This window comes from Pseudonocardia thermophila, assembly GCF_900142365.1.
Classification (GTDB): domain Bacteria; phylum Actinomycetota; class Actinomycetes; order Mycobacteriales; family Pseudonocardiaceae; genus Pseudonocardia; species Pseudonocardia thermophila.
Genome location: NZ_FRAP01000020.1, coordinates 76753 through 103210, shown reverse-complemented (window position 1 = coordinate 103210; position 26458 = coordinate 76753). Strand labels below are relative to the sequence as shown.

29 protein-coding genes and 3 tRNA genes are annotated in these 26458 nt (G+C 72.7%); 19 read left to right on the top strand and 13 right to left on the bottom strand.

From position 1 onward, the window contains the following. Positions 1-66: 66 nt before the first annotated feature. Together BUE41_RS23520 and BUE41_RS23515 are read right to left on the bottom strand one after the other, a co-directional pair. Positions 67-261: a ferredoxin gene (locus BUE41_RS23520; protein ID WP_073459484.1), complete on the bottom strand. Its 195-nt coding sequence runs from the start codon at positions 259-261 to the stop codon at positions 67-69. 49 nt (positions 262-310) lie between these two features. Beyond that, positions 311-2197, bottom strand: a complete 1887-nt coding sequence (locus tag BUE41_RS23515) for a propionyl-CoA synthetase (RefSeq protein ID WP_073459483.1) — start codon at positions 2195-2197, stop codon at positions 311-313. Positions 2198-2516: 319 nt separating this feature from the next. Between BUE41_RS23515 and BUE41_RS23510 the strand changes: the two genes are divergently transcribed. Continuing rightward, positions 2517-3932, top strand: coding sequence for a GDSL-type esterase/lipase family protein (locus BUE41_RS23510; RefSeq protein WP_084755708.1), 1416 nt, complete (start codon positions 2517-2519; stop codon positions 3930-3932). Positions 3933-3955: 23 nt separating this feature from the next. Here BUE41_RS23510 and BUE41_RS23505 read toward each other — a convergent pair whose 3' ends face one another. Then, on the bottom strand, positions 3956-4366 hold the full coding sequence (locus tag BUE41_RS23505; protein WP_073459482.1) for a hypothetical protein: 411 nt from the start codon (positions 4364-4366) through the stop codon (positions 3956-3958). 5 nt (positions 4367-4371) lie between these two features. Continuing rightward, positions 4372-4605 carry a heavy-metal-associated domain-containing protein gene (locus BUE41_RS23500; RefSeq protein WP_073459481.1) on the bottom strand — a complete coding sequence of 78 codons (234 nt, stop codon included), beginning with the start codon at positions 4603-4605 and terminating at the stop codon, positions 4372-4374. A 201-nt stretch (positions 4606-4806) separates the two neighbouring features. Between BUE41_RS23500 and BUE41_RS23495 the strand changes: the two genes are divergently transcribed. From BUE41_RS23495 to BUE41_RS23475, 5 genes are all read left to right on the top strand, one after another. Next, on the top strand, positions 4807-5073 hold the full coding sequence (locus BUE41_RS23495; protein ID WP_143172313.1) for a hypothetical protein: 267 nt from the start codon (positions 4807-4809) through the stop codon (positions 5071-5073). A gap of 172 nt (positions 5074-5245) precedes the next feature. Beyond that, a tRNA-Glu gene (locus BUE41_RS23490) sits at positions 5246-5318 on the top strand. A gap of 28 nt (positions 5319-5346) precedes the next feature. Next, positions 5347-5420 (top strand) — tRNA-Asp (locus BUE41_RS23485). Between the two features lie 25 nt (positions 5421-5445). Next, positions 5446-5522 (top strand) — tRNA-Phe (locus BUE41_RS23480). A gap of 176 nt (positions 5523-5698) precedes the next feature. Continuing rightward, positions 5699-6703 (top strand): RNA polymerase subunit sigma-70, encoded by a 1005-nt coding sequence (locus tag BUE41_RS23475; RefSeq protein ID WP_073459479.1) that lies wholly within the window; start codon positions 5699-5701, stop codon positions 6701-6703. 6 nt (positions 6704-6709) lie between these two features. Here BUE41_RS23475 and BUE41_RS23470 read toward each other — a convergent pair whose 3' ends face one another. Continuing rightward, complete coding sequence (locus BUE41_RS23470) at positions 6710-7276, bottom strand: dihydrofolate reductase family protein (protein ID WP_073459478.1); 567 nt, start codon at positions 7274-7276, stop codon at positions 6710-6712. 273 nt (positions 7277-7549) lie between these two features. On the opposite strand from BUE41_RS23470, the gene BUE41_RS23465 reads away from it, so the two are divergent. Further along, positions 7550-8863, top strand: a complete 1314-nt coding sequence (locus tag BUE41_RS23465; RefSeq protein ID WP_143172312.1) for a GGDEF domain-containing protein — start codon at positions 7550-7552, stop codon at positions 8861-8863. Between the two features lie 56 nt (positions 8864-8919). Continuing rightward, positions 8920-9537, top strand: coding sequence for a mycofactocin system transcriptional regulator (mftR, locus tag BUE41_RS23460; RefSeq protein WP_073459477.1), 618 nt, complete (start codon positions 8920-8922; stop codon positions 9535-9537). A 30-nt stretch (positions 9538-9567) separates the two neighbouring features. On the opposite strand, the gene BUE41_RS23455 is transcribed toward mftR, so the two are convergent. After that, positions 9568-10413, bottom strand: a complete 846-nt coding sequence (locus BUE41_RS23455) for a hypothetical protein (protein ID WP_143172311.1) — start codon at positions 10411-10413, stop codon at positions 9568-9570. 585 nt (positions 10414-10998) lie between these two features. Between BUE41_RS23455 and BUE41_RS23450 the strand changes: the two genes are divergently transcribed. Continuing rightward, complete coding sequence (locus BUE41_RS23450; protein WP_073459475.1) at positions 10999-11202, top strand: cold-shock protein; 204 nt, start codon at positions 10999-11001, stop codon at positions 11200-11202. A 72-nt stretch (positions 11203-11274) separates the two neighbouring features. Here BUE41_RS23450 and BUE41_RS23445 read toward each other — a convergent pair whose 3' ends face one another. Beyond that, the gene (locus BUE41_RS23445) at positions 11275-12210 is read right to left on the bottom strand and encodes an NAD-dependent epimerase/dehydratase family protein (RefSeq protein WP_073459474.1); all 936 of its coding nucleotides are present in this window, start codon (positions 12208-12210) and stop codon (positions 11275-11277) included. A 268-nt stretch (positions 12211-12478) separates the two neighbouring features. On the opposite strand from BUE41_RS23445, the gene BUE41_RS23440 reads away from it, so the two are divergent. Together BUE41_RS23440 and BUE41_RS23435 are read left to right on the top strand one after the other, a co-directional pair. After that, positions 12479-13012: a bifunctional DNA primase/polymerase gene (locus BUE41_RS23440; RefSeq protein ID WP_073459473.1), complete on the top strand. Its 534-nt coding sequence runs from the start codon at positions 12479-12481 to the stop codon at positions 13010-13012. 354 nt (positions 13013-13366) lie between these two features. Beyond that, positions 13367-14617 carry a DUF445 domain-containing protein gene (locus BUE41_RS23435; RefSeq protein ID WP_073459472.1) on the top strand — a complete coding sequence of 417 codons (1251 nt, stop codon included), beginning with the start codon at positions 13367-13369 and terminating at the stop codon, positions 14615-14617. A gap of 109 nt (positions 14618-14726) precedes the next feature. On the opposite strand, the gene crcB is transcribed toward BUE41_RS23435, so the two are convergent. Together crcB and BUE41_RS23425 are read right to left on the bottom strand one after the other, a co-directional pair. Then, positions 14727-15089, bottom strand: coding sequence for a fluoride efflux transporter CrcB (crcB, locus tag BUE41_RS23430; protein WP_073459471.1), 363 nt, complete (start codon positions 15087-15089; stop codon positions 14727-14729). After that, on the bottom strand, positions 15086-15493 hold the full coding sequence (locus BUE41_RS23425; protein ID WP_073459470.1) for a fluoride efflux transporter FluC: 408 nt from the start codon (positions 15491-15493) through the stop codon (positions 15086-15088). The genes crcB and BUE41_RS23425 overlap by 4 nt, the downstream gene beginning before the upstream one ends. Positions 15494-15688: 195 nt before the next feature. On the opposite strand from BUE41_RS23425, the gene BUE41_RS23420 reads away from it, so the two are divergent. From BUE41_RS23420 to lon, 6 genes are all read left to right on the top strand, one after another. After that, a complete protein-coding gene (locus tag BUE41_RS23420; protein ID WP_073459522.1) occupies positions 15689-16126 on the top strand; it encodes a helix-turn-helix domain-containing protein in 438 nt (145 codons plus the stop codon). A gap of 5 nt (positions 16127-16131) precedes the next feature. Further along, positions 16132-16878 (top strand): hypothetical protein, encoded by a 747-nt coding sequence (locus tag BUE41_RS23415; protein WP_073459521.1) that lies wholly within the window; start codon positions 16132-16134, stop codon positions 16876-16878. Positions 16879-16998: 120 nt separating this feature from the next. Continuing rightward, positions 16999-17307 (top strand): DUF2516 family protein, encoded by a 309-nt coding sequence (locus tag BUE41_RS23410; protein WP_073459469.1) that lies wholly within the window; start codon positions 16999-17001, stop codon positions 17305-17307. Next, the gene (locus BUE41_RS23405) at positions 17304-17861 is read left to right on the top strand and encodes a YbaK/EbsC family protein (RefSeq protein WP_073459468.1); all 558 of its coding nucleotides are present in this window, start codon (positions 17304-17306) and stop codon (positions 17859-17861) included. The genes BUE41_RS23410 and BUE41_RS23405 overlap by 4 nt, the downstream gene beginning before the upstream one ends. A 412-nt stretch (positions 17862-18273) precedes the next feature. Further along, the gene (locus BUE41_RS23400; protein WP_073459467.1) at positions 18274-19041 is read left to right on the top strand and encodes a maleylpyruvate isomerase family mycothiol-dependent enzyme; all 768 of its coding nucleotides are present in this window, start codon (positions 18274-18276) and stop codon (positions 19039-19041) included. A 91-nt stretch (positions 19042-19132) separates the two neighbouring features. Then, complete coding sequence (gene lon, locus BUE41_RS23395; RefSeq protein ID WP_073459466.1) at positions 19133-21466, top strand: endopeptidase La; 2334 nt, start codon at positions 19133-19135, stop codon at positions 21464-21466. A gap of 78 nt (positions 21467-21544) precedes the next feature. Here lon and purU read toward each other — a convergent pair whose 3' ends face one another. Both purU and BUE41_RS23385 read right to left on the bottom strand, forming a co-directional pair. Next, positions 21545-22426, bottom strand: coding sequence for a formyltetrahydrofolate deformylase (purU, locus tag BUE41_RS23390; RefSeq protein WP_073459465.1), 882 nt, complete (start codon positions 22424-22426; stop codon positions 21545-21547). After that, on the bottom strand, positions 22423-22932 hold the full coding sequence (locus tag BUE41_RS23385; RefSeq protein WP_073459464.1) for a DUF2505 domain-containing protein: 510 nt from the start codon (positions 22930-22932) through the stop codon (positions 22423-22425). The genes purU and BUE41_RS23385 overlap by 4 nt, the downstream gene beginning before the upstream one ends. 16 nt (positions 22933-22948) lie before the next feature. Here BUE41_RS23385 and BUE41_RS23380 point away from each other — a divergent pair, with 16 nt between their 5' ends. Together BUE41_RS23380 and BUE41_RS23375 are read left to right on the top strand one after the other, a co-directional pair. Next, positions 22949-23986 carry a UDP-N-acetylmuramate dehydrogenase gene (locus BUE41_RS23380; RefSeq protein ID WP_084755699.1) on the top strand — a complete coding sequence of 346 codons (1038 nt, stop codon included), beginning with the start codon at positions 22949-22951 and terminating at the stop codon, positions 23984-23986. A 100-nt stretch (positions 23987-24086) separates the two neighbouring features. Further along, positions 24087-25250, top strand: coding sequence for a L,D-transpeptidase (locus tag BUE41_RS23375; RefSeq protein ID WP_073459463.1), 1164 nt, complete (start codon positions 24087-24089; stop codon positions 25248-25250). A 15-nt stretch (positions 25251-25265) separates the two neighbouring features. Here BUE41_RS23375 and BUE41_RS23370 read toward each other — a convergent pair whose 3' ends face one another. Together BUE41_RS23370 and BUE41_RS23365 are read right to left on the bottom strand one after the other, a co-directional pair. Beyond that, on the bottom strand, positions 25266-26015 hold the full coding sequence (locus BUE41_RS23370; protein ID WP_073459462.1) for an SDR family NAD(P)-dependent oxidoreductase: 750 nt from the start codon (positions 26013-26015) through the stop codon (positions 25266-25268). Continuing rightward, entirely contained in the window at positions 26012-26269 is a 258-nt protein-coding gene (locus BUE41_RS23365) for a DUF2530 domain-containing protein (RefSeq protein WP_073459461.1), read from the bottom strand. The genes BUE41_RS23370 and BUE41_RS23365 overlap by 4 nt, the downstream gene beginning before the upstream one ends. Between the last annotated feature and the right edge of the window lie 189 nt (positions 26270-26458).

Genomic DNA, 26458 nt, shown 5'->3' with positions numbered 1-26458 from the left:
TCGTCCACTCCGAGTGGACGAGAGTGCCGTTCGTTGCAGACCGGGTGGTTCAGTGCGGGCCGGGAGTCAGTCCTCCTCGATCCGGATCGCGGCTCGCGGGCACGACCGCACCGCTTCCTCGATCTCCGGGCGCAGCGACTCCGGCGGGTGTTCGTCGAGGATGTACAGGAAGTCGTCGTCCCGCACCTCGAACACCTCCGGGGCGATGCCCATGCAGACGGCGTTGGACTCGCACAGATCGAAATCGACCACAACCTTCATGGAGACATCGTCCTCCGCCCGGGTGTGGCCGGCAGTACTCAGGCGAGCCTCACCCGGTCTTCTCCTTGCGCAGGATCGGGCGCAGCGCCTCCAGCACCTCGACGCTCTCGATCGTCGACGGCACCGGCTCGTCGAGCCCGTCGGCGATGCCGCGCATGGTCTTGCGCAGGATCTTGCCCGAGCGGGTCTTCGGCAGCGCCGGCACGACGTCGATCTCCTTGAGCGAGGCCACGGCGCCGATCTGGTCGCGGACCATCTGCACCAGCTCGGCCGCCAGCTCGGCGTGGTCGCGCTGCACGCCGGCCTTGAGCACGACGAACCCGCGCGGGATCTGCCCCTTGAGCGGGTCGGAGACGCCGATGACCGCGCACTCGGCCACGTCCGGGTGGGAGGCGAGGACCTCCTCCATCCCGCCGGTGGACAGCCGGTGCCCGGCCACGTTGATGACGTCGTCGGTGCGGCCCATCACGTAGACGTAGCCGTCCTCGTCGATGCGTCCGCCGTCGCCGGTGAGGTAGTAGCCCTGGAACGCCTTCATGTACGAGCTGACGAACCGCTCGTCGTCGTTCCACAGGGTCGGCAGCGCACCGGGCGGCATCGGCAGCTTGACGACGATGGCGCCGTCGGTGCCCGGCTCGACGGGGCGCCCGTTGATGTCGAGCACCTGCACGTCCCAGCCGGGCAGCGGGACCGTCGGTGAGCCGGCCTTGAGCGGGAGCAGCTCGATGCCGGCCGGGTTGGCCACGATCGGCCAGCCCGTCTCGGTCTGCCACCAGTGGTCGATCACCGGGATGCCGAGCAGGTCGGACGCCCAGCGGTAGGTCTCCGGGTCGAGTCGCTCGCCGGCGAGGAACAGGTACTTGAGGGAGGACAGGTCGTACTTGCGGGTGTACTCGCCGTCCGGGTCCTCCTTCTTGATCGCCCGGAACGCGGTCGGCGCGGTGAACAGCGTCTTGACGCCGTGCTCCTGCACGACCCGCCAGAACTGGCCGGCGTCGGGGGTGCCGACCGGCTTGCCCTCGTAGAGCACCGTCGCGGCGCCGGCCAGCAGCGGCCCGTACACGATGTAGGAGTGCCCGACGACCCAGCCGACGTCGGACGCGGTGAACATCGTCTCGCCGGCGCGGATGTCGTAGACGTTGGACATCGACCAAGCCAGCGCCACCGCGTAGCCGCCGCCGTCGCGCACCACGCCCTTCGGTTTCCCGGTCGTGCCGGAGGTGTAGAGGATGTAGAGCGGGTCGGTCGCCTTCATCGGCACGCAGTCGGCCGGGGTGGCCTCGGCCGCCGCCGTGGCCCAGTCGACGTCGCGCTCGCCCAGCTGCGCGGTGGCCTGCGGGCGCTGCAGCACGACCACCCGCTCGGGCTTGTGCTGCGCCATCTCGATGGCCTGGTCGAGCAGCGGCTTGTACTCGATGACGCGGGTGACCTCGATGCCGCACGACGCGGAGACGACCACCTTCGGGGCGGCGTCGTCGATGCGCACGGCCAGCTCCTTGGGGGCGAACCCGCCGAACACCACGGAGTGGATCGCGCCGATCCGCGCGCACGCCAGCATCGCGACGGCCGCTTCGGGCACCATCGGCATGTAGATCACGACCCGGTCGCCGCGCTGCACGCCGAGCCCGGTGAGCACACCGGCGAACGTCGCCACCTCGTCCCGCAGCTGCGCGTAGGTGTAGGTCCGCTTGCTGCCGGTGACGGGGGAGTCGTAGATCAGCGCTGTCGCATCGCCGCGCCCGGCGGCGACGTGCCGGTCGAGCGCGTTGTGGCAGACGTTCAGCTCGCCGTCGGGGAACCACCGGTAGAACGGCGGGTTCGAGTCGTCGAGCGCGGTGCGCGGAGCGACGTGCCAGTCGATCGCTTCTGCCGCGCGCAACCAGAACGACTCCGGGTCGTCCACGCTGGAGCGGTAGACCTCCTCGTAGGCACCCATGCCTCTCCTCCTCTCCGTGCCGCGCATCCCGCACTGTAGCCGCGCCGAGGCGCCGCGACCGGGACTCGAGCGGGGAAGGGATGGATCAACCTGACCGAGTGGTCGGCCTGCGGCTGAACACCCCGATCCGATGGTCCGCGACCCGGATGCGCGCACAGTGATCACGGAGGGTCATCGGGTCCACCCGATCGTCAGACTCACGATCGGGTGTCTGGCTCGTTCCACCGAACGTGACCAGTCGAGCACGTGGCGTCGACCTCGGCAAGACCGCGTCCCCGGCACCCGGCGAGGTCGGCTCACCGGACGGGGAGGTGCGGCGATGACCGAGGCGCTGCCGGCGCGCCCGACCGGGCTCCTCCCGCGCGTCGCCTGGACCCGCGAGCCCGCCCCGGGCTGGACCGTGCCCGCCCTCCCCGCGGCCCCGGCCCGGGGTGCTCACCGCGGTCGTCGCCGTCGCTGGTCGGCGGGGCTGGCCGGGCTGCTCGCCGTCCTGTGCGCCGTCGGGGTCACCGGGGGGGCCGACGCGCCGGTCCCCGCCCCGGCCGCGGTGGTCGCGCCCGCCGCCGATCCGTGCGGTCCGACGTGGGTGCGCGCCTGGCAGGCCAGCGTCCAGCCGGGCGGGGCCGAGCTCTCCGGCGCCACGCTGCGGATGGTCGTCCATCCTCAGGTCACCGGCGACGAGGTGCGGGTGCGGCTGTCGAACCGCTTCGGCGCCGGGCCGCTCGTGATCGGCAACGTCGCGGCCGGGCGCTCCGACGGAAGCGCGGGTGTGCTGCCCGGCTCGACGCGGGACGTCCCGTTCGGCGGCGCCCGCGGGGTCACGATCCCGCCCGGGGGCGAGGTGACGAGCGACCCCGTCCCCCTCGACGTCACCGCCGGCCGGCCGGTCGCGGTCAGCCTGCACGTGGTCGGTGCGCCCGGCGTCGTGGCGACGCACCCGGTCGCCCTGCAGACCAGCTACGTCGTGCCCGGCCGGGACGTGACCGCCGCGCCGACGGTCGCGGCGCTCGCCGAGGAGACCGGCTCCTGGTTCGTGCTCACCGGACTGGACGTGTGGACTGCGCGGCCGGTGTCCGCCGTCGTCGCGGTCGGGGACTCGATCACCGACGGGGTCGGCGCCCCGGTCGGGGCGGAGCAGCGCTGGCCGGACGCGCTGGCCGGGCGGCTGTCCGGTGCCGGCGGCAGCACCGAGATGGCGGTGCTCAACGCCGGGCTGGCGGGCAACCGGCTGCTCGCCCCCGATCCGGCCGCCGACGTCGACTCGCCGTTGGCCCGGTTCGCCGACGACGTGGCCGCGGCCGCGGGCGTCACCGACGTCGTGCTCAACATCGGCACCAACGACCTGGCCGCCGGCCGCTCCGCCGCGGAGGTCATCGCCGGGCTGCAGGCCTTCGCCGACCGGGCGCGCGCCGCGGGCAAACGGGTGCTGCTCTCCACCATCACACCGTCGACGACCGGCCCGCACGGCACCCGGGCGGCGATCGCGGCCCGCGAGGAGATCAACGAGTGGGTGCGCACGGAGGGCCTCGCGCACGCCGACGGGATCGTCGACTTCGCCGCGGCCGTGGCCGACCCGGCCGATCCGCGCCGCCTGGCCCCGACCTACGACGCGGGCGACGGGCTGCACCTGTCGGCGGCCGGGTACCGGGCGATGGCGGCGGCACTCGACCCGGCGCTGCTCTCCGGCAGCCCCTGCCGGGCCGACCGGACGTCCGCGGTGGTGGCGGCAGGATGATCGGGCCAGCTGATCGGCACGGCTCAGCGCCAGCCGAAGCGGCGCAGCCCGCGCCGGCGCTCCTGCGGGGCGGGCTCGCCGTCGTCGAGGACCGGCGGGAGCGGCCCGGTGGCGGTGTCCTCCTGGTCGAGTCGCTCGATCACCCAGTCGACGGCCAGTGCGCTCGGGCTGACCCCGCGCTCCTGCGCGAGCCGGCGCAGCTGCTCCATGCGCAGCTCGGGCAGCCGCAGGGTGAACACCTGGGCAGTGCCGAACCGGGTGTCGTCCGGCGTGGTCGTCGGCGCGAGCGCCGCCAGGTAGGAGTCCAGCTCGGGATCGGGCGGCGCCTCGTCGAACGGGCCGGGCTCCGGCTCGCTCGCCTTCCGGCGGGAGCGTCGCGCGGGTTCGGGTGAGCGGTGGCGGGCGCGCCGGTGCGGCTCGCGGGGCTGCGGCATGTGCGTCAGCTCACGACCGCGTAGCCGGCCACCGCGACGGCGGCCGCGATCTCGGCCGGATCCAGCTCGCGGGTAGACCGGATCGTGACCGTGCTCCCCTCCGGGCGGTCGTTGAGCGCCACGTCGACCGACCCGACCCCGGTGATCTCCTCGAGCTCCTCGGTGATCGACATCACGCAGTGCTGGCAGGTCAGCCCGGAGACGACCACCTCGGTGCGGAACGGTGCCTCGACGGCCACGGCGACCCTCCTGACGTGCGACGACGGTGTGCTTGCCAGCGCATACTCTCCACCTGCGCCGGCCGGGGGCTGCGCCCGGGGGTGGGGCTCGCCCGGTGTGCGCGGAGGGTGACGTACGCGGCGTTCCGCGACCCACCAAAGAGGGGTGCGACGACGCTCCGCGAAATGTAACGTCTCGGTCACGGCCGCCGGGGGGCGGCGGTGAGACGACTGGTCGGGGAGGCGTCGATGGGCGGTATCGGGAGCATCCGGCGAGAGATCGGTGAGGAGCGCGTCACCGGATCGGGCGGCGGGATCCCCGCGCAGCGCACGGCTGCGGACGCGTACCGGGTCACCGACGAGCAGCTCGACCGGGCGCGGCTGGTGGTCGCGCGCAACTCGTCCGATGCCGAGGACCTGCGCCGGCTCCTCGACATGCTGGGGTTGATCTCGACCAATCCGGACCTGCCGCCGCCGGTCCTGCGATGATCGTCGGCAAGTACTGGTCGCCGGTGCGGATCCAGGGCGCTGACCTGCAGCGTCGGCTCGGAACGGCGCCATAGGGGACCCCGGTTGCAGGGGCCGTTGCGGCGTTGTCCTATGCTTGAGCGGCACCCAACGGGACAGCCGTTGGGGGGTCGGGTTCGCTCCGGCGGGCCACGCCCCCATCGTCTAGTGGCCTAGGACGCCGCCCTTTCAAGGCGGTAACGCGGGTTCGAATCCCGTTGGGGGTACGGAGTACGCTTCGGTGCAGTACTGCAAGGCCCAGTGGCGCAGTTGGTTAGCGCGTCGCCCTGTCACGGCGAAGGTCGCGGGTTCGAGTCCCGTCTGGGTCGCTCCACCTCCCGGTTCCCCGGGCGGGGCCAGGTAGCTCAGTTGGTACGAGCGACCGCCTGAAAAGCGGTAGGTCGGCGGTTCGACCCCGCCCCTGGCCACCAGTCGATCAGCTCCACCTCACCGGTTGATGGTCGGCGGCTGCTGAAGTCGGCATCATGTGATGCTCCGCACGGCGGGCGTTGATCCGTGCGGGCTCGTCCGCAGCCGCACCGGTCGGAGTCCTGCGCTCGCCGCCCGATCCGGCAGCCCCGAGCAACCGGTGGGAGGATCGACGGCCATGGCCGACGTCAGGCGGACGAGCGCCGACGAGCCCGCGTTCCTCGCGGCCGTCCGCTCGGCCGATGCCACACGGTTCGCGGCCCTCACCGAGCGCTACCGCCGGGACCTGATGGTCCACTGCTACCGGCTGGTCGCGAACTACGACGACGCCCAGGACCTCACCCAGGAGACGTTCCTGCGGGCGTGGCACAAGCGGGGCTCGTTCCGGGGCAACGCGGCGCTGCGCACCTGGCTGCACCGGATCGCGACGAACGCCTGCCTGGACTTCCTGGAGGAGAAGGCCGAGCGCACGCCCACCCCGGCCGAGCCGGGCGGCGCGATCTTCGAGGTCCCGCACCTGCAGCCCTTCCCGGACCGGATGCTGCCGGCGGACCCGGCGGACTCGGTGGTCGCCCGGGAGACGATGGAGCTGGCGTTCGTCGCCGCCGTCCAGCACCTGCCGCCGCGTCAGCGGGCCGCGTTCATCCTGCGCGACGTCCTGGGCTGGCCCGCGGCCACGACGGCGAGCGCGCTGGGGCTGACCGTCGCCTCGGTGACCAGCGCGGTGCAGCGGGCCCGTGTGACGCTGCGGGCGCACCTGCCCGGCAGGCGCTCCGACTGGCACACCCCCACCACCCACGAGCTGTCCGAGGTGGAGCGAGCGGTCCTGCGGTCGTACATCGAAGCGCACGAGCGCAACGACCTCGACGGGCTCGCCTCCCTGCTGCGCGCGGACCTGCGCTTCACGATGCTGCCCGAGCCCGGCACGGTGGTCACGTCGGCCAAGGACGCGGTGGCCGGTTGGGTCGCCGGTGGCCTCTTCAGCCGCTACTGCGATCTGCGGGGCGTCCCGACGACCGTCAACCTCATGCCGACCGCCGCGCTGTACCTGCGCTCTCCCGGCCACCCGTCGCACCGGCTGTGGAACATCGCGGTCCTGCACGTCGTGGGCGGCAAGATCGCCGAGCTCACCGGGTTCGCCGCCGCCGACACGCCGTGGTTGGGCCTGCCCGCCGAGCTCTGACCGGCATCAACCTGCGATCGTGTACTGCAACAGCACCACTCCTCCGGGGAACGTCCGGGTCTCGCGCAGCTCCAGCGGTACCCGCGCGCCGAGCGCGGGGAAGAACGGGGCGCCGCCGCCGACGACGACCGGGTGGACGGCGAGGGTGAACTCGTCGACGAGCCCGGCCCGCACGGCCGCTGCGGCGAGCGTCGCGCCGCCGATGCTCATCGGGCCGCCGTTCCCGCTCTTGAGCTGGGTGATCTCGGCGACCGGGTCACCGGAGACGGCGCGCGCGTTCCAGCCGAGCGCGCCGCCGAGGGTGGCCGAGAACACGATCTTCGGGGTGTCCCGCCAGTGCCGCGCGAACGCGATCTCGTCCGGCGTGGCGCCGGGCTGCTCGTCCCCGGTCGGCCAGTAGGCGCTCATCGTCTCCCACAGCCTGCGCCCGTACAGCGTCAGCTCGGTCGCTCGCTCCTGGTCGAGCCACCACCGGAACAGATCGCTGCTCGGCGTGCTCCAGCTGATGTCGTCGCCCGGCGCGGCGACGTAGCCGTCCAGGCTCACGTTCATGCCGAAGAGGAGTTTCCGCATCGCCGACCACCCTTCGTGAGTCATCTCACATCAACAGACGGTCACGACGCGCAGAACTCATCGGTCCCCGGGCGTGCTGGAGACGTGCACGGTGCGTCGGATGCTCGTCACGGCTCGTCCGCGTCGGGTGTGGACGAACGCAGTTCGTGATCACTCACCGCTGCCCTACAGTGATCGTCGCTTCACCGACCGCCGCCGCGGGTCCTGTCGACGGGTGGTCGGCGCCGATACGATCGCCCAGATGGGGGGCTCGCGTGGGGGCGGAGGGTGCTCTTGACCGGTTCCGTGGTGCTGCGACGCCAGCGGCGTCGCCCGATCGGGATAGCGGGCTGGGCGCTGTGGTCGCTTCCGCGCCGGGTCCTGTGGGTGGTGCTGCCCGTCGAGCTGGTCACCGTCGTCACGGTGTTCGCGACCGCGGAGCGCTGCATCTCGGCGATGCCGGAGAACTGGCTCACGCGGATGGCCGTCCTCGTGCTGGCCGGCGTGATCAGCACCGAGGTGTCCCGCGGCGTCGAGCGCGTGCGGCACCGGCGGGAGACCGCCCCGCACATCGATCTCAGCTCGGTGTGGACGTTCGCCGCCGCCGCGCTGCTGCCGGGCATCGCGGCGGCCGCGGTCGTCGCGATCCTCTACGCGCACATCTACCTGCGCGTCGACCGGCCGGCCGGGGTGCGGGCCCACCAGGTGATCTACACCGTCTCCACGATCGTCCTCGCCGTCCAGACGGCGTCGGCGATCATGGGTGTGGCCGGCCCCAACCCGTACACGAGCGGGCTCGGGCTCGTGCTGGTCGCGCTGGCCGTGCTCGCCTACGCCGCGGTGAACATGGTGCTGGTCACCCTCGTCGTGCTGCTCATCGGTGAGCAGCACGACCTCGCCACGTTCCTGCGGCTGCTGCGCGGCGACAACGAGTGCGTGCTGGAGTTCGCGTCCCTCTCGATGGGGGCACTCGTCGGCGGGGCGATGGTGTCGCTCGGGCTCGGCTACGCCGTGCTCGTGCTGCCGCCGCTGGTGATGCTGCACCGCACGGTGCTCGTGCGGCAGCTCGAGGAGAAGGCGAACCTCGACGCGAAGACCGGCCTGCTCAACGCCGCGGCCTGGCACGAGCGCGCCGGGCACGAGCTGCGCCGCGCCGAGCGCGCCAACCAGCAGGTCGCCGTGCTGGTGCTCGACCTGGACCACTTCAAGCAGATCAACGATCGGCACGGGCACCTCGTCGGCGACACCGTGCTCGCCGCGGTCGCGGACGCGGTTCGCGCCGAGGTGCGTGACGAGGACGTCGTGGGCCGGTTCGGCGGCGAGGAGTTCGTGGTGCTGCTGCGCGACGTCGACGTCGCCGACGACCGCCGGCACGCCGAGGCCGTGGCCGAGCGCATCCGCCGCCGGGTGGCCGAGCTCGCGGTGGACATCAAGGGCCCGGACGGCACCACCGAGTGCATCGCCAACTTCACCGTGTCCATCGGCGGCGCGGTCCGGCCGCCGGACGGACCCGATCTCGTCCAGCTCCTGGAGACCGCCGACGCGGCCATGTACGAGGCGAAGAACACCGGCCGCAACTGCGTGCGGATCGGCGCCCCGGGCGGCTGACCCGTCGGTGGGCCCGCCGCGGCATGTCAGAATCGGCGTATCCGCGGGAGAGGGGCATGTCGGCTACTTCCATAGAACGGGTGCCCGGCCAGCGCCGGGCGGGCCGGCGTCCCGTCACATCCCGGTCGGAGATCGAGCACGTCGCGCTGGACCTGTTCACCCGCAACGGGTTCGAGACCACCACGGTCGACGACATCGCGGCGGCCGCCGGCATCGGGCGGCGCACCGTCTTCCGCTACTACGCCTCCAAGAACGACATCCCGTGGGGTGCGTTCGACGAGCAGCTCGGCCGCATGCGGTCGGTGTTCGCGGCGCTGCCGCCCGATGTCCCGGTGATGACGGGGATCCGGGAGGCGGTGCTGGACTTCAACGAGGTGGAGCCCGCCGAGCTGCCGTGGCACCGGCAGCGGATGCAGCTGATCCTCAACACGCCTGCGCTGCAGGCGCACTCGACGCTGCGGTACGAGGCGTGGCGGCAGGTCGTGGCCGACTACGCGGCCGACCGGCTCGGCCTGCCGTCGGACGCGTTGCTGCCGCAGACGATCGGGCACGCCAGCCTGGGTGCGGCGCTCGCGGCGTACGAGCGGTGGCTGCGGGTCGAGGGGGCGGAGCTGCGGAGCCTGCTCGACGAGGCCTTCCGGGCACTGGAGAACGGGCTGACCGGGGCCCCTTAGCGTGGACCCCGGTCAGCGCGGGTCGGGAGGTCAGGCCGTGCCGCCGCTCGGGGGCACCGTCACGGTCACACCCGGGGTGGGCACGTCCGTAACCGGTGCGGGGAGGGAGCCGACGGGCGGCAGCTCGGTCGGCGCACCCACCGCCGGCAGCTCGGGTACCGACGGCACGGAGGGCCCTGACGGGACGGACGGCACCGCGGGCAGGCAGTCGGCCGGGACGGCTGAGGTGACGGCCGCCGGGTCGCTGGCTGGGTCGCTGGCTGCAGTCGGGTCGGGCAGCTCCGTCGGGCACGGCACCGGCACGGTGGGGAGCGCCGGCGCGTCGGCCGGGAGCGCGGGGGCGGGCAGCGCCGGCAGCTGCGGCGCGGGCAGCGCAGCCGGGGCCGGAGCCGGGGCGCTCGGGTCAGCGGCCGCGGGAGCGGGCAGCTCCGGAACGGTCGGCAGCGCCGGGGTGGCCGGCAGCTCGGGTGCGGCGGGGAGCGCCGGGGTGGCCGGGAGGGCCGCCCCGACGTCGGGGACGGTGGGATCGGGAACGGGGATCGGCGGCGCGACCTGCTGGACGGCCGTGGCCTGCGGTGCCTGGGGGAGCGCCGGCAGGCCTGCGGCCGGGGCCGCGCCGGTCGTTCCCGGCAGCGAGATGGGCAGCAGGTTGGGCAGCAAGCCCGGGAGCAGCGAGTCGACCGTGCTGAGGAGACCGGTCAGCAGACCGGCGACCGGGCCGACGGGAAGGTCCGAAGCGGCGGCGGGCACCTCCGGGGCCGGCACCGGGAGCGGCGGCAGTGGTTCCTGAGCATGTGCGGTCGTCGCCGACGCGACGGTGATCAAGGCCCCCGTCGACACCGCGGCGATGGAGAGAGTCAGTCTGCGACCCCGCATCGGAGCCTCCCTGTGTGCTCGGACGGTGTTGCGCGGGGGAGATCATGCGACCCGTCCGGCGGGGGAGACCAGGGCGCGAAGATCACCGCAAAGGCGCTGGTGAGGACGATTTCGTGACCGCTGGTGGCGATCATGGACGGCGTCGCCGGTTCGGAGGACGCACGGCTGGGTGGCGCGCGCGGTCCGCTCACCCGGCGGTCGTGTGACTCACCCGACCGGGTCTGAGCCATCGGCGCAACCGATCACCCGACGGCATGGCGTGCGCGGATTCGTACCCGTCCGTGTCGCGTCGTGACCTTCCGTGTGCCGAACGGCGTCCGATCGTCACGATTCGTCGCAGTCGTCACACGCGTCTCACGCGCCACCGGGATCGCCGACCTCCTGGTGCAGCGCGCGAGGCCGGGACCGTGGTAGGTTCATCCACGGTTGCAGTACCGAGTTTTCCTCGATCGTTGTGAAGCGTCCGTGGAGAGTGACGGTGGGCTTCGCGGGCGTTCGAGGACTCCCTGCGTTCGACCCGTGAACCCGTGCAACCCCCGGCCGGCACGCAGTCGGCAGGGTCGGATTCACGTAGGAGAAACACGCATGCCGCAGGGCACCGTCAAGTGGTTCAACGCCGAGAAGGGCTTCGGCTTCATCGCCACCGACGACAACGGTCCGGACGTCTTCGTCCACTACTCGGCGATCCAGAGCGACGGCTTCCGCACGCTCGAGGAGAACCAGCGCGTCGAGTTCGAGGCGAGCCAGGGCGCCAAGGGTCCCCAGGCCGACTTCGTCCGCGCTCTCTGATCAGCTCGCGCTGATCGCACAACTTCAGCAGGACACTCCAGCACGACGCGGAGCCGGTGGTCCCTCGCGGGATCACCGGCTCCGCCGTGTTGTGGGGCCGGACCGATCCGCGCACCAGGCGGCGGTGAGCCGCACACCATCGGCGACGCCGCGCGGGGCGAACCCGAGCCGGCGTGCCCCCGCGTCGGCCACGCGCAGGGGTGGGAACCGGCCGTAGACCTCGGTGCGGGCCGCGAACGTCGGCGCGTCCGGTCCCAGGGACGATCCGGGCGGCAGCAGCGCGACCCGCCGGCCGCCCACGGCGTCGGCGAACGCGTGCAGCACCGCGCCCACCCGAGCCACCTCCCCGCAGAGCACGTAGCGGCGCCCCGGCTCGCCGCGGTCCAGGGCCAGCAGATGGCCGCGCGCGGCGTCCTCGGCGAGCACCCAGCCCATCGGGGCGTCGACCACGGCCGGCACCTCGCCCGCGGCCGCGGCCAGGAACAGCCCGGTGTAGGACTGCGGGCCGCGCGGGCTGGGGCCGTACACGCCGGCCGGGCTCACCACGACCGCCTCGACGTCCTCCGCGGCGAGCACCAGCTCCTCGGCGGCGACCTTGCTCGCCGAGTAGGGGTCGGTCAGCGCGGGCGGGGCCGCCGGCTCCTCGGCCACCGACCCGGTCGCGTCCATGATCGCGGCACCGGTGCTCGTGTGGACGAACCGCGTCACACCGGCCGCCCGTGCCGCGGTGAGGACCCGGTGCGTGCCCTCGACGTTGGCCGTGCGGATCTCCTCCGGCGTGCCGCCCACCGTCGCCGCCAGATGCAGCACCGCCGAGCAGCCCGCGGTCGCGCGGGCCAGCGCGTCGGGATCGAAGAGATCCCCCGCCACGACCTCGACGCCGGGCGGCAGCATCGCCCTGGCCCGCTCTGGGTCGCGCGCCAGCACCCGCACCGCCCGGCCCTCGTCGGCGAGCAGGGTGACGACGACGCTGCCGAGGTACCCCGTCCCGCCGGTCACGAGCAGCATCCTTCCTTCCTACCGCCCCCGCCGCTTGTCGAAGATCACGTTCGACGACCGGTCGTCGTCATCGATCGGAGTAGCCGCCCGTCGCACTCCGCTCGGCCGATCACCGGACGCCGAACGGAGGGCGAGCGTTCCGATGATCGTCGCGCTCCATTCGTCTCCGGCCGTCTGACGGTCGCCGCCCGGGCGCCCCACGGCCGCATCCGTCGCGGCATATTCGTGTTGCACCTCACAGCAGTGCAGGGAACGTCTTCGAGACGGAGTTGAGCAGATGTCGGGCTGGGACAGCTACCGCGCGGTGTACGGCGCGGAGCTGCGCGCGGCAGCGCGGGAGTACAGCGACCACGGATGGCCGGTGGTGGAGCCGGGCGCGGGGATCGGCGGCGCGACCGTGTCCGTCGTGACGGGCACCGTGCTCGACATCCTCGAGGTACCGGCGACGCTGGGGCGCGGGATCTGCGCCCACCTGCGGGCCGCGAAGCGCGTCGTCCCGGTGGCCGCCACGCCGACCGGGGTGTGGTTCTACCCGGTCCGCTCCGGCGCGACGCTGCCCGCCGAGCTGGCCGGCGAGCCCGGCGTCGTCCTCCGCAGCGGTGGTGAGCAGGTGCTCATGCCGCCCTCGACCGTCCCCGACGGGTGGGTGCACTGGCGGGTGGCCCCGGCGCTGTGCGGCTACGAGCTGCCCGACGCCGAGCCGCTCCTGCGCGCTGCCGTCCACGCCGCGCGCGAGCGCACCGACAAGATGATCATGAGCCCGGGTGCCCAGCGACCCGCAGGCATGATCCCCGTCGGTCCGCGGTCCTAGCGACCGCACGCTGCCGGCGCTCCCGGACTCCCGCTCCGCTGCCCGCGACCGCATCCGGTCGCGCCGGAGCCCGGGGTGCGCCGGTGGTGCGGCGCCCGAGCAGAGGGTTCCCCGGCCTACCCGCTCGCCGCGCAGCCGCACCACGGACCTTGGCCGGGGCCGGCAGGCATGCAGCCGCCGGCTCCGGCCATAGCCACGGTCCGGTCACAGCAACGGTCCGGCGACGTCCGCCCGCCACGCCCGGCCGGTTCCGGGCAGTATTGGTGCGTGCAGAATCCGCAGCCCGCACCGGCGGCCGCGCCCGAGCGGCCCCGGGCACGTCCGGCCGTCGCGGTGGGGTTGGGCGTCGGCCGCATGGACGCCGCCGCGAAGGCCGCCGATCTGCGGCGGATGAAGCGGCTGGCCACCGGGCTGCTGGTCGTCGCCACCCTGATCTTCTTGGGCTTCCGCTGGTGGGAGGTCAACGGCGGCCCGGCGTTCGCCGGGTACGTCCGGGCGATGGCCGAGGCCGGCATGGTGGGTGCGCTCGCCGACTGGTTCGCGGTCACCGCCCTGTTCCGCCGCCCGCTGGGCCTCCCGATCCCGCACACGGCGATCATCCCGACGAAGAAGGACGTGCTCGGCAACAGCTTGGGCGACTTCGTGGGGGAGAACTTCCTCGCTGAGGACGTCGTGCGCGACAAGCTGGCCTCGGTGCAGGCCTCCGCCCGGGTCGGGGAGTGGCTGCGGCAGGAGGCCAACGCGGAGCGGGTCACCGCCGAGCTGGCCAACATCGCCAAGGGCGTGGTCACCGTCCTGCGCGACGACGACGTGCAGGAGGTCATCGAGCAGGTCCTGGTGCGCAAGCTCGTCGAGCGGCCGATCGGCCCGCCGCTGGGCACGATCCTGGAGGGCGTGCTCGCCGACGGCGCACACCACCGGCTCGTCGACCTGGTCTGCGACCGCGCCTACGACTGGGTCAGCGCCAACCACGACCTGGTGCTGCGCGTGGTGACCGAGCGGGCGCCCGCGTGGTCGCCGCGGTTCGTCGACGAACTCGTCGCCGACAAGGTGTTCGTCGAGATCCAGAACTTCGCCTGGGCGGTCAAGACCGATCCCGAGCACCCGATGCGCAAGGCGGTCGACCGGTTCCTCGCCGAGTTCGCCGCCGATCTGCAGAAGGACGAGGACACGATCGCCCGGGCCGAGCGGATCAAGCAGCAGATCATCGCTCACCCGAACGTGCAGAACTTCATCGGGCAGGCGTGGGGAACGGTCAAGACGATCATCCTCGATGCCGCGGCCGATCCGTCGAGCGCGCTGCGCACCCGGGTCTGCGACGGGTTGCTGCGGTTCGGCGATCGCCTCGCCACCGACGCGGAGCTGCGGGCGAAGCTGGACGGGTGGCTGGTCGACGCCGCGGGGTACGTCGTGCGCCACTACCGCTCCGAGATCACCACGCTGATCACCGACACGGTGGCGCGCTGGGACGCGCAGGAGACCAGTCGCAAGATCGAGCTGCAGGTGGGCCGCGACCTGCAGTTCATCCGGATCAACGGGACCGTCGTCGGGTCCCTGGCGGGTCTGGTGATCTACACGGTCGGCCAGCTCGCGTTCGGCGGCTGATCACCCGGAAGATAGACGCGATGATCACCTCCGGTGTAGCCGGCCCTCCGCAAGGAGTACCCCGCCGGGACCGTCGGTGGGGCCGACTAGGCTGAACGAGTGCAGCGCTTCATCTCCCGACCGCCATCCCGGCCACGAGGCCCAGGGCGGCCGCGACCGACCCGGCCGACAATGTCCCGAGCGCGTTGAGGAGAGCCGCGCGGCGGTCGCCGCCGCGCGCGAGCGCCACGGTGTCCTGGGCGAGGGTCGACCAGGTGGTGAACGCCCCGCAGAACCCGGTGCCGACCAGTGCGGCGACGACGGGCGGTGCCGCAGCTCCGGCGACCACGCCCAGCACGAACGAACCCAGCACGTTCACGACGAGGATCCCGCGCGGGAACGCGCCGCCGTGGCGTGCCTGGACGTACCGGTCCAGCAGATAGCGGGCGGGCGCCCCGACGGCCGCGCCCAGCGCCACCCACAGCGCGGTCACGGCCGCACCAGCAGGGCGCCGAGTGCGGCCGCTCCGACCGCGCAGACCACCGTGCCCGCCGCGTAGAGCAGGCCCAGCGCAACCTGCAGCGGCGGGCCGGACAGCAGCTCGACCGTCTCCACGGCGAACGCGGAGAACGTGGTGAAGCCGCCGAGCACGCCGGTGCCGAGGAACGGCCGCAGCAGTGGATGCGCGCCCGGTGTGCGGGCGAGTGCCGCGACGAGCGCGCCCATCAGTGCACAGCCCACGACGTTGACCGCGAACGTCGTCAGCGGGAACGCGCCCGCTGCGGTGGGGAGTGCGACGCCCGCGCCGTAGCGGGCCAGTGCGCCGATCACGCCGCCCGCGGCGACAGCACCCGCGATCGCCGGCTGGGCAGTGGGTCCCGCGTCACCCGATCTCACGGTCCCAAACCTCCCACAACGGTTCCGTTCTGTGCGCAAGGCCACCTACCTGCGCAAGCAGAGTGCTTGCAAGAGTTAGCGCAGGTAGCTACCGTGGAGGTCATCGAGGACGGAGGTGAGCAGTTGCCGGAGTCGGACAAGGTGTCGGAAGCGGCTGCCAAGGCGGCCCGCCCGGTCGAGAAGACCGTCGAGCAGATGGGCCAGGTGGTCGAGCAGGCCGGACAAGTCGTCGGCGACATCGGCCGGGACATCGGGCGCGACATCGGCGCCTTCATCCGCGCACAGCGGGAGCACGCGCAGGTCTCGCTCCGCGAGCTCGCCCGCGCCGCCGGCGTCAGCAACCCCTACCTGAGCCAGATCGAGCGGGGGCTGCGCAAGCCGTCGGCCGAGATCCTGCAGCAGATCGCCAAGGGGCTGCGGATCTCCGCGGAGGCCCTGTACGTCAAGGCCGGGATCCTCGAGGAGAAGCCGGCGAGCGCCGTCGCCGACGCCGTCCTCGCCGACTCGACGCTCACCGAGCGCCAGAAGCAGGTGCTCCTCGACATCTACCGGTCCTTCCGCCGCGAGAACGGCGCGGACGGATCAGGTGTCGCGTCCACCTCCACCCGCCACGAGCCCACCACTGAGGAGTGATCACCATGGCCGTTTCGCTGCCCACTGCGGAGGACGTCCGCAAGGTCCGCGAGTCCGCCCGCAAGGCCGCCGCCGAGCGCGCCGAGCTCGTCCGTACGCCGGCGCTGGCCGTGCTCGGCGCCGCCGACGCCGCTGTCGCCGCCGTGACGAAGGCCGTCGCGCTCGCCCGGGCCCGCGCCACCGAGCAGGCCGGTCAGGCCCAGAAGGGCCTGACCGACGTGCAGATCCGCTTCGCCGAGCTGCCGCAGAAGCTCTCGGCCGAGGAGCTGCGCAAGAGCGTCGAGGAGCTGCGCAAGCAGGCGAGCAAGTCCTACGTCGACTTCGCCGCCCGCGGCGAGCAGGCCCTCGTCCGGCTCCGCGAGCAGCCGCAGGTCAAGCAGGCGCTCGAGACCATCGAGCAGGCCACCGAGCAGCTCGACGCGCGCGTCGACGCGTTCGTCGAGGACGCCCGTGAGGCCGCCGAGAAGGCGCTGTCCACGGTGAGCGCGCAGACCCGGTCCACCGGCGAGAAGGTCGCCCAGGCCGCCCAGCGCTTCACCGGACAGGCCGCCACCACCATCTCGAAGACCACCGAGGAGGTCTCCGAGACCGTCGCCGAGGCCGGTGCCGAGGCGGCTGCCGAGGTGACCGAGGCCGGCGCCGAGGTCGCGAAGGAGACCCGCAGCACCACTCGCCGGGCCGCCAACCGCACCGCGCCGAAGTCGCAGGCCAAGGCGCCGTCGGCCCGCACCCGCCGGACCACCACCGAGTGACCGCCTGATCCCGCGGCGTGACGCAGCGCCCCCGAGGGCTCCCGTGCCTCGGGGGCGCTGTCGTGTGGTTCGCGCGGTACCGGGGGTGTGCGAGCGCGTCCCGCCCCGTAGTCTGGGCTGGTGAGCTGGCTCTACCGTCTCGACAGCTGGATCCTCTTCGGCATCTGGCTGCTTGCCATCCCGGTGGGCGGCTACGCCTTCGTGCACGCGTTGCTGCAGCGCGCCGATGCCTTCACCGCCGCGGACAAGCTGACCAAGCCGGCGTGGCTGGGCATCACGGGCGCCAGCCTCGCCGTGCTCATCCTCTTCGAGGGCCCGCGCAGCAGCGGTCTGATGTTCTGGATCGCCGCGCTCGTCGCGGTGCTGGTCTACATCGTCGACGTGCGGCCGGCCCTCATCAAGGTCCAGGGGGGTGGCCAGCGCTGGTGAGCACGTCCCGCTGGTCCGTGCTCGGCACGCTGTCGGCTGAGCCCGCGCTGACCCGTCCCGATCTGCTCGGCGCGCCCGTCGCCGCCGCCCTCAAAGCGCTCGATCCCGCCGACGCCGCCCAGATCGGCGTGGCTGAGATCGATCCCGCCCTCGCCGACACGGCCGCGTTCTGCGAGGCCTACTCGTCGCCGCTGGAGGGCTCGGCGAACTGCGTCGTCGTCTCCGGCAAGCGCAGCGGCGAGATCCGCTACGCCGCGTGCTTGGTGCTCGCCACCACGCGCGCGGACGTCAACGGCTTCGTCCGCACGTACCTCGATGTGCGCAAGGCGTCGTTCGCGCCGATGGAGGACGCCTGCGAGCACACCGGCATGGAGTACGGCGGCATCACCCCGATCGGCCTGCCCGAGGGCTGGCCGATCCTCGTCGACGCCGCGGTCGTCGCCTCGCCCGAGGTCGTCATCGGCAGCGGCATCCGGGGGTCCAAGCTGGCTCTGCCCGGCTCGGTGGTCGCCCGGCTGCCCGGGGTGGAGGTCGTGGAGGGCCTCGCCCGCTGACCGGGCTTCGTCGGGGTGTGCACGTAGGCTCCGATGATGATCGGGCCGCACCCCGTGATCATGGCGGCGCCTCGGCAGCCTCGACGTCCGCCGCGTGGCAGCACCCGGCCGTTGAGGTCTGCGCCGGCGGGCGACCGGTCGGCTGGGTCCCCGGTCTCATGGTGGGCTTCGTGCGCACCGCGCGGCGTACGCGGAGCTGCGCCTGACGGTGACGCACGTCAACGGGTCCGACGCTCCGGCCCATCTCCGGGTGCTCGTGCGGCTGGAGGGTCGCGTGCCGCCCGGCTAGCGGCCGCTGACGGGGCAAGGGCCGGGAGCCGTTCGTCGTCGACCGAGGACTCGTCGCGGACGTCGTCGTCCTCGGCGCAGTGCACCCGGGAAGCACTGCCCGTCCTGCAGCGTTTGTGCGGGAATGGCGATCCATCCCGCTGCCGCGGCCATGCGTCGCTCTCACGACGCGCTGGCCGCTCTCGTGCCGACCCTCACCCCCGACCAGCTCACCGGCCCCGCGTACCCGAGCGAGTGGACCGTCTCGGACACGCTGTCCCACATCGGGTCGGGCGCGGTCATCGGGCTGATGGCCCTGGACGCCGCGCTGTCCGGGGAGCCGCCGCCGGACCGGTCGGCCTTCAGCGCCGTCTGGGACGAGTGGAACGCGAAGGACCCGCAGAGCCGGGCCGTCGATGCCGTCGCGGCGAACGCCAAGCTGACCGAGGCCTGGGCGGGCGTCGACGCGGACCGCGTCCCGGGCCTGGAGTTCCGGCTCGGTCCGATGCAGGTCGACGGGCCGACGATGGTGCGGATGCGCCTCGGTGAGCTGGCGCTGCACACCTGGGACGTCGCGGTCGTCGTCGATCCGGCCGCGATCGTCGAGCCCGCCGCCGTCGAGCAGCTCGTCGACGACCTGGGCCTGGTGGCTTCGTTCTCCGGCGTGCCGGTCGACGGGGTGCCCGAGGTCGTCGTCGCGACCACCGACCCGGAGCGCCGGTTCACGATCGGCATCACCGACTCGGTGTCGCTGGGCCCGGCGGGGGCCGGGTCCGGTGCGGCCGACGCGGTGCTGCCGGCGGAGGCGTTCGTGCGGCTGATCTACGGCCGGCTCGATCCCGCGCACACCCCCGCCGGGGCGACGGGCGGTGCGGTCCTCGATCGCCTGCGCACCGTCTTCCGAGGGTTCTGACTCTCAGCACTGAGCCGATCTCGCTCAAGGTTCTTGCGTTCGCTCGTGGCTGAACGGGAATCGGTCGGGCGCTTACAGCGTTGCAGCGGACATGAACGAGACGCTGCACCTGCCGGTGCTCCCGCTCGCCGATTCGGTGGTGCTGCCCGGCATGGTGGTTCCCGTCCGGCTCGACGAGCCGGAGATCCAGGCCGCGGTCGACGCCGCGCTCAGCGTCGACAGCGTCGACCGCCGCACCGAGCGCAAGGTCCTGGCGGTTCCGCGCCCGGACGGCAAGTACACCGCCGTCGGCACGATCGCCGTCATCGAGCAGGTCGGCCGGCTCCCCAACGGGGACAAGGCCGCCGTCGTGCGCGGCGAGCGCCGCGCACGGATCGGCACCGGCGTCCCCGGCCCGGGCACCGCGCTCTGGGTCGAGGCCACCGAGGTGGTCGACCCGCCCGCCACCGGGCGCACCCAGGAGCTGGCGAAGGAGTACAAGCAGCTCGTCGTCGGCATCCTGCAGCAGCGCGGGGCCTGGCAGGTGATCGACTCCGTCCAGCAGATCACCGATCCGGGACAGCTGGCCGACACCGCGGGCTGGGCGTCCTGGCTCGACCTCGACCACAAGATCCAGCTGCTCACCGAGACCGACGTGGCGAGGCGGCTGGAGCTGCTGATCGAGTGGAACAAGGCGCACATCGCCGAGCAGGAGGTCTCCGAGAAGATCTCCAACGAGGTCCGCGAGGGCATGGAGAAGGCCCAGCGCGAGTTCCTGCTGCGCCAGCAGCTGGCCGCCATCCGCAAGGAGCTGGGGGAGGACGACCCCGACGGGGCCGAGGACTACCGCAAGCGGGTCGAGGAGGCCGACCTGCCAGAGCACGTCCGCAAGGCTGCGCTCGTCGAGGTCGGCAAGCTGGAGCGGGCCTCCGACCAGAGCCCCGAGGCGGGCTGGATCCGCACCTGGCTGGACACCGTCCTCGACATGCCGTGGAACACGGTCACCGAGGACTCCCACGACCTGGAGGCCGCCCGCGCGATCCTCGACGCCGACCACGCCGGGCTCGACGACGTCAAGGACCGGCTGATCGAGTTCCTGGCCGTCAAGGCGCGGCGGGAGCGGGCCGGCAAGGGCAAGGTCGGCGGCCGCGGCTCGGGCGCCGTGCTGTCGCTGGTCGGCCCGCCCGGTGTCGGCAAGACCTCGCTGGGCGAGTCGGTGGCCCGCGCGCTGGGCCGCAAGTTCGTGCGCGTCGCCCTCGGCGGCGTGCGGGACGAGGCCGAGATCCGCGGTCACCGGCGCACGTACGTCGGGGCGCTGCCCGGCCGCATCGTCCGGGCGATCCGCGAGGCCGGCTCGATGAACCCCGTCGTGCTGCTCGACGAGATCGACAAGGTCGGCAGCGACTTCCGCGGCGACCCCACGGCGGCGCTGCTCGAGGTGCTCGACCCGGCGCAGAACCACACGTTCCGCGACCACTACCTCGAGGTCGACCTGGACCTGTCCGACGTGCTGTTCCTGGCTACCGCCAACTCGATCGACACGATCCCGGGCCCGCTGCTGGACCGGATGGAGGTCGTGACGCTCGACGGCTACACCGAGCAGGAGAAGATCGCCATCGCGCGCGATCACCTGCTGCCGCGCCAGATCGAGAAGGCCGGCTTGGAGCCGTCCGACGTGGAGTTCACCGACGTCGCGCTCGGCATGATCGCCGCCGAGTACACCCGCGAGGCGGGGGTGCGCCAGCTGGAGCGGGGCCTGGCCAAGGTGCTGCGCAAGGTCGTCGTCCAGATCGACGAGGGCGCGCAGACGCCGATCCACGTCGACGCGGACGCGCTGGTCACCTACCTCGGCCGGCCGAAGTTCACGCCCGAGTCGGCGGAGCGCACGTCGGTGCCCGGCGTGGCGACCGGCCTGGCCGTCACCGGCGCCGGTGGCGACGTCCTGTTCATCGAGGCCACCGCGATGGACGACGGCGAGCCGGGTCTGACCGTCACCGGGCAGCTCGGCGAGGTCATGACCGAGTCGGTGTCGATCGCGATGTCCTACCTGCGCTCGCGCGGGCTGGCCGGGGACCTGGCCAAGCGCCGGGTGCACGTCCACGTGCCCGCGGGCGCGGTGCCGAAGGACGGGCCGAGCGCCGGCATCACGATGACGACCGCGCTCGCGTCGCTGGCCAGCGGTCGGCCCGTGAAGTCGTCGGTCGGCATGACGGGTGAGGTCACGCTGCAGGGCAAGGTGCTCCCGATCGGGGGAGTCAAGCAGAAGCTCTTGGCCGCGCACCGGGCCGGGCTCACCGACGTGATCATCCCGAAGCGCAACGAGCCCGACCTGGACGATCTGCCGGAGAACATCCGCAGCGAGCTGCGGATCCACCCGGTGTCCGACGTCGCCGAGGTGCTGGAGCTGGCGCTGGAACCGACCCAGCAGGAGGCCAAGGCCGCGTGAGCGCACGGTCCTGAACGCAACGAACGGCCCCGTCGTGAGGAGAGGTGCTCACGAAAGGGCCGTTCGTCGTGTCTCGGGCTAGTGGAACACCACCGTGCGGTTCCCGTGCACCAGCACTCGGTCCTCCAGGTGCCAGCGCAACCCCCGGGCCAGCACGAGGCGCTCGATGTCGCGGCCGCGGCGCACCATGTCCTCCGCGGTGTCGGAGTGGTCGACGCGGATCACGTCCTGCTCGATGATCGGCCCGGCGTCCAGCTCCGGCGTCACGTAGTGGCAGGTCGCGCCGATCAGCTTCACACCGCGGGCGTGCGCGCGGTGGTACGGCCGCGCGCCGACGAACGACGGCAGGAAGCTGTGGTGGATGTTCATGGCCCGCCCGGCCCAGGCGTCGCACAGCTCCGGCGGCAGGATCTGCATGAACCGGGCCAGCACCACCGCGTCCGGGTCGTGCTGGTCGACGAGCTTGCGCACCTCGGCGAACGCGGCGGCCTTGTCGGTCTCCGGGAACGGCACGTGGTGGAACGGCACCCCGTGCGCCTCCACGATCTCCGCGGCGTTCTCGTGGTTGCCGATCACGGCGTCGATCTGCACGGGCAGCTCGCCGAGCGCGACCCGGCCGAGCAGGTCGTGCAGGCAGTGCAGTTCCCGGCTGACCAGGATCACCATGTGCTTGATGACGCCGGTGTCGGTGACGTTCCACGTGGCGTCGCCGAGATCGGCGGCGACGGCGGCGAACCGCTCACGCAGCTCCTCGACCCCGAACGGCAGCGAGTCGGCGCGCACCACCTGCCGGGTGAAGAAGCGCCCGGTGGCCGGGTCGGAGTGGTAACCGGCCTCGGTGATCCATCCGCCCGCATCGGCGAGGAACCCGGCGATGCGGGCCACGATGCCGGTCGTGTCCGAGCAGCTCAGCGTGATCACGTACTGGCGCTCGTTCGGCGGCTCGATACCTGCGGTCATACCACCCTCTGCTCCAGCCAGCGGTCGGTGAACTGCGACTCCAGTGCCAGCAGCTCCCGCACCTTGCCTGCGACGAACTCCTCAACCTTTCCACCGAACAGCGGCAGCGACACCGAGACGTCGGCCACGACCCGGTACTCGCTGCCCCCGCCCGCGTCGGCGACGGCGAGCCGGCCGCCCGCCTTCGCCGGCACCGGCGCGCCGATGACCTTCACGTCCACGGTGCCGGTGCGCGCGTCCGGACCGACCACCCACACCTCGGTGCGTTCCAGGGTGAGCTGACCGGGCAGGAAGCTGCGGATCGACGAGGGCAGCCCGTCGATCTCCAGCTCGTGGCGGAGCGTGAAGCGGGCACCGTTCGGGTCGGACCGGTGGGAGACGATCGCTGCCTCCCGACCGCCGAGCTCGCCGAGGCGAGCGCGCAGGAACTCCTCGTCCACCAGCGCGCCGTAGAGCGCGTCGGCCGGGAAGGCCGAGGTGTACCGGTAGTCGATCTGGGTGGGCATTCTGCGGAGGCTACCGTTGGCCATCGTGACCGTGCCCGACACAGCCTCCGTACCGACCGCCGCGCTCACCACGCTGCGGCTCGGCGGGCCGGCCGCGCGGTTCGTCGACGCCACCTCCGCCGAGGACGTCGTCGCGGCCGTCCGCGAGGCGGGCGACGAGGTGCTGCTGGTCGGTGGCGGCTCCAACCTGGTGATCGCGGACGAGGGCTGGCCCGGCACGGTCGTGCGGGTCTCCTCGACCGGGCACACGGTCGAGCGCAGCGGCGACACCGCGCTGGTCGTCGTCGAGGCGGGCACCGAGTGGGACACGCTCGTCGCGGCCACCGTCGCGGACGGACTCGGCGGACTGGAGTGCCTGTCCGGCATCCCTGGTCGCACCGGAGCCACGCCCGTGCAGAACGTCGGCGCCTACGGGGTGGAGATCGCCGAGGTGCTCGTCGACGTCGATCTCTACGACCGGCGCACCGACACCGTCCACGAGCGGGTGCCGGCCGCGGAGCTCGGCCTGGCCTACCGCACCAGCGTGCTCAAGGGCCGCTCCGACGCGGTGGTGCTGCGGGTGCGGCTGCGCCTGTCGACCGACGCCACCAGCGCTCCGATCCGGTACGCGGAGCTGGCTCGCGCGCTCGGCGTCGAGCAGGGCACCCGGGTGCCGGCGGAGGCCGCGCGGGAGGCCGTGCTCGCGCTGCGCCGCGGCAAGGGCATGGTCCTCGATCCCGACGACCACGACACGTGGAGCGTCGGCTCGTTCTTCACCAACCCGGTCGTCGACGAGGACCGCGCGCCCGCCGACGCGCCGCGCTGGCCGGCGGGGGAGGGCAAGGTCAAGCTGCCCGCCGCGTGGCTCATCGAGCGCAGCGGGTTCCCCCGGGGGTACGCAGGTCCAGGCGGCCGGGTGGCTCTGTCCACCAAGCACGTGCTCGCCCTCACCCATCGCGGAGGCGGCCGCACCGCCGACCTGTTGGCGCTGGCCAGGGAGGTGCGCGACGGGGTGCGCGCCCGGTTCGGGATCGAACTGGCGCCCGAGCCGGTGCTCGTCGGGTGCCGGCTCTGAGCGGCATCCGTACGGTGGATCCCAGGTTGCTCCGCGAGTCGGGCAACCGCACGCGCGAACCTGACGTCCTTGTAGGGGGCGTCCACGAGGGGGTAGGTGCATGCGTCGGCTGCTGCTCGTCCTGGCGGTGCTGATCGTCGGAGCAGGCGGGATCCTGTTCGCGACGACGGCGTCCGGCGGCGTGCCGCTGGCACCGTTCGCTCCGCCCCCACCCGTCCAGGTGGTCTACGAGCCGGCGGACGGCGCCACCGACGTCGACCCGAAGGCGCCGGTGAGCATCGCGGTCACCGACGGCCGGATCGTCGAGGTCACGCTGACCGGCGACAAGGGCGGCGAGATCGAGGGCACACTCAGCCCCGACGGGTTGCGCTGGGAGGCGCAGGGTCCGCTGCGCTACGGCGCGACCTACACCTGGTCGGGCACCGTCGAGGACACCGCGGGCACCCGCTCGCCGTTGCAGGGTTCGTTCACCACGAAGAAGCCCACGAAGGTCGTCCGCGGCACCCTCAACATCGGCGACGGACGCACCGTCGGCATCGCCGCGCCGATCCGCATCCAGTTCAACGCGCACGTCGCGGACAAGGCCGCGGTCGAGCGGGCGCTGAAGGTCACCACTTCCAAGCCGGTGGAGGGCTCGTGGGGCTGGCTGCCGGACGAGGGCGGCGGCTCCCGCGTGGACTTCCGCCCCAAGGAGTACTGGCCCGCGTACACCGAGGTGCGGGTCGAGGCGAACCTGGAGGGCGTCGACTACGGCGGCGGCGCGGTCGGCGCGGCTAACCTGACCAGCTCGTTCACCATCGGCCGGGCCCAGATCGTCAAGGCCGACGTGAACAGCTACCGGATGATCGTCATCCGCGACGGCAAGCAGGTCATGGACTTCCCGGCCAGCTACGGGCTCGACTCCGATCCCGAGCGCAACACCCGCTCCGGCATCCACGTCGTCAGCGAGAAGTTCACCGACAAGCGCATGGTCAGCGAACGCTACGACTACGACGTGGTCGTCAAGTGGGCCGTGCGCATCTCCAACAACGGCGAGTTCATCCACGCCAACCCCGACTCGCTCGCCGCGCAGGGCTCGTCCAACGTCACGCACGGGTGCGTGAACCTGTCGGTGGAGAACGCCAAGACCTACTACGACTCGGCGCTCTACGGCGATCCGGTCGAGGTCACCGGTACCCCGATCCAGCTGGGTCCGCGCGACGGCGACATCTGGGACTGGACGGTGCCCTGGTCGCAGTGGAAGACGATGTCCGCGCTGAACTGAGTCGGCCGGGCCGGTTCAGCCCGTGCGGTGCACGCGCATCGCGTCGGCCTGGTCGCGCGGCTTGAGCACGATCTGGTCGATGTTGACGTGGCTGGGTCGGGTCACCGCGAAGGTGATCACGTCGGCCACGTCCTCGCCGGTCAGCGGCGTCATGCCGCGGTAGACGCTCTTCGCCCGCTCGGCGTCGCCGTCGAAGCGGACCAGCGAGAACTCGGTCTCCACCAGGCCGGGCAGGATCTCGGTGAGCCGCACCGGCTGCCCGAGCAGCTCGCCGCGCAGCGTGCGGTGCAGCATCGCCTGCGCGTGCTTGGCACCGGTGTAGCCGGCTCCGTTGTCGTAGGGGGCGAGCGCGGCCACCGAGGTGACGGTGACGATGTGCCCGTCGCCCGAGGCGATCAGCTTGGGCAGCAGCGCCTTCGTCACGCGCAGGGTGCCCATGACGTTCGTCTCGAACATCCAGCGCCACTCGTCCTCGTCGGCCTCCGCGACCGGGGCGAGGCCCTTCGCGCCGCCCGCGTTGTTGACCAGCACGCGGGCCTCGGGCACCGCGTGGGCGAAGGCGGTGACCGACTCGGCGTCGGTGACGTCGAGGGGGAGTGCGGTGCCGTCGATCTCCTCGGCGATCGCCTTGCAGCGGTCGAGCCGACGGGCCCCGAGCACCACGTGGAACCCGGCGGCGCCGAGCGCGCGGGCCGTGGCCGCGCCGATGCCGGAGCTCGCGCCGGTGACGACGGCGGTCGGTCGGGCGGATGCGGCGGTGCTCATGCGTCCTCCAGGCCTTGTTGTGCCGTGCGCGAGCCGCGCCGGGCCGCGGAGCGCTGCCACCGGAAGATCCCGTAGCCGACCCCGCCGAGCGCGGCACCGACCACGCACGTGACGAACCAGATGTCGAGCGGGCGGCCCCCGAACAGCCACGCGAGGAAGAAGCCGACGGCGGCGAGCGCCCACAGCGCCGACCCGATCGCGACGACGTCGGTCACCCGGGTGAACCGGGCGGGGAGCGGCGGTGGATCGACCACGACACCACCGTAACCGTGATCACCGGTGCGGGTGCGATCAGATCGCTTGTACCGAGATCTTGCACGACAAGCGAGGTAAGGCTAACCTATATCTCGTCGCTTCGTGGTGGGAGCGGCGCGTCAGTTCGGGAAAGTATCGGGGCCCTGGTCGCGCGGCCAGGGCCCCGATACCGCGTTCAGCGCCGGATC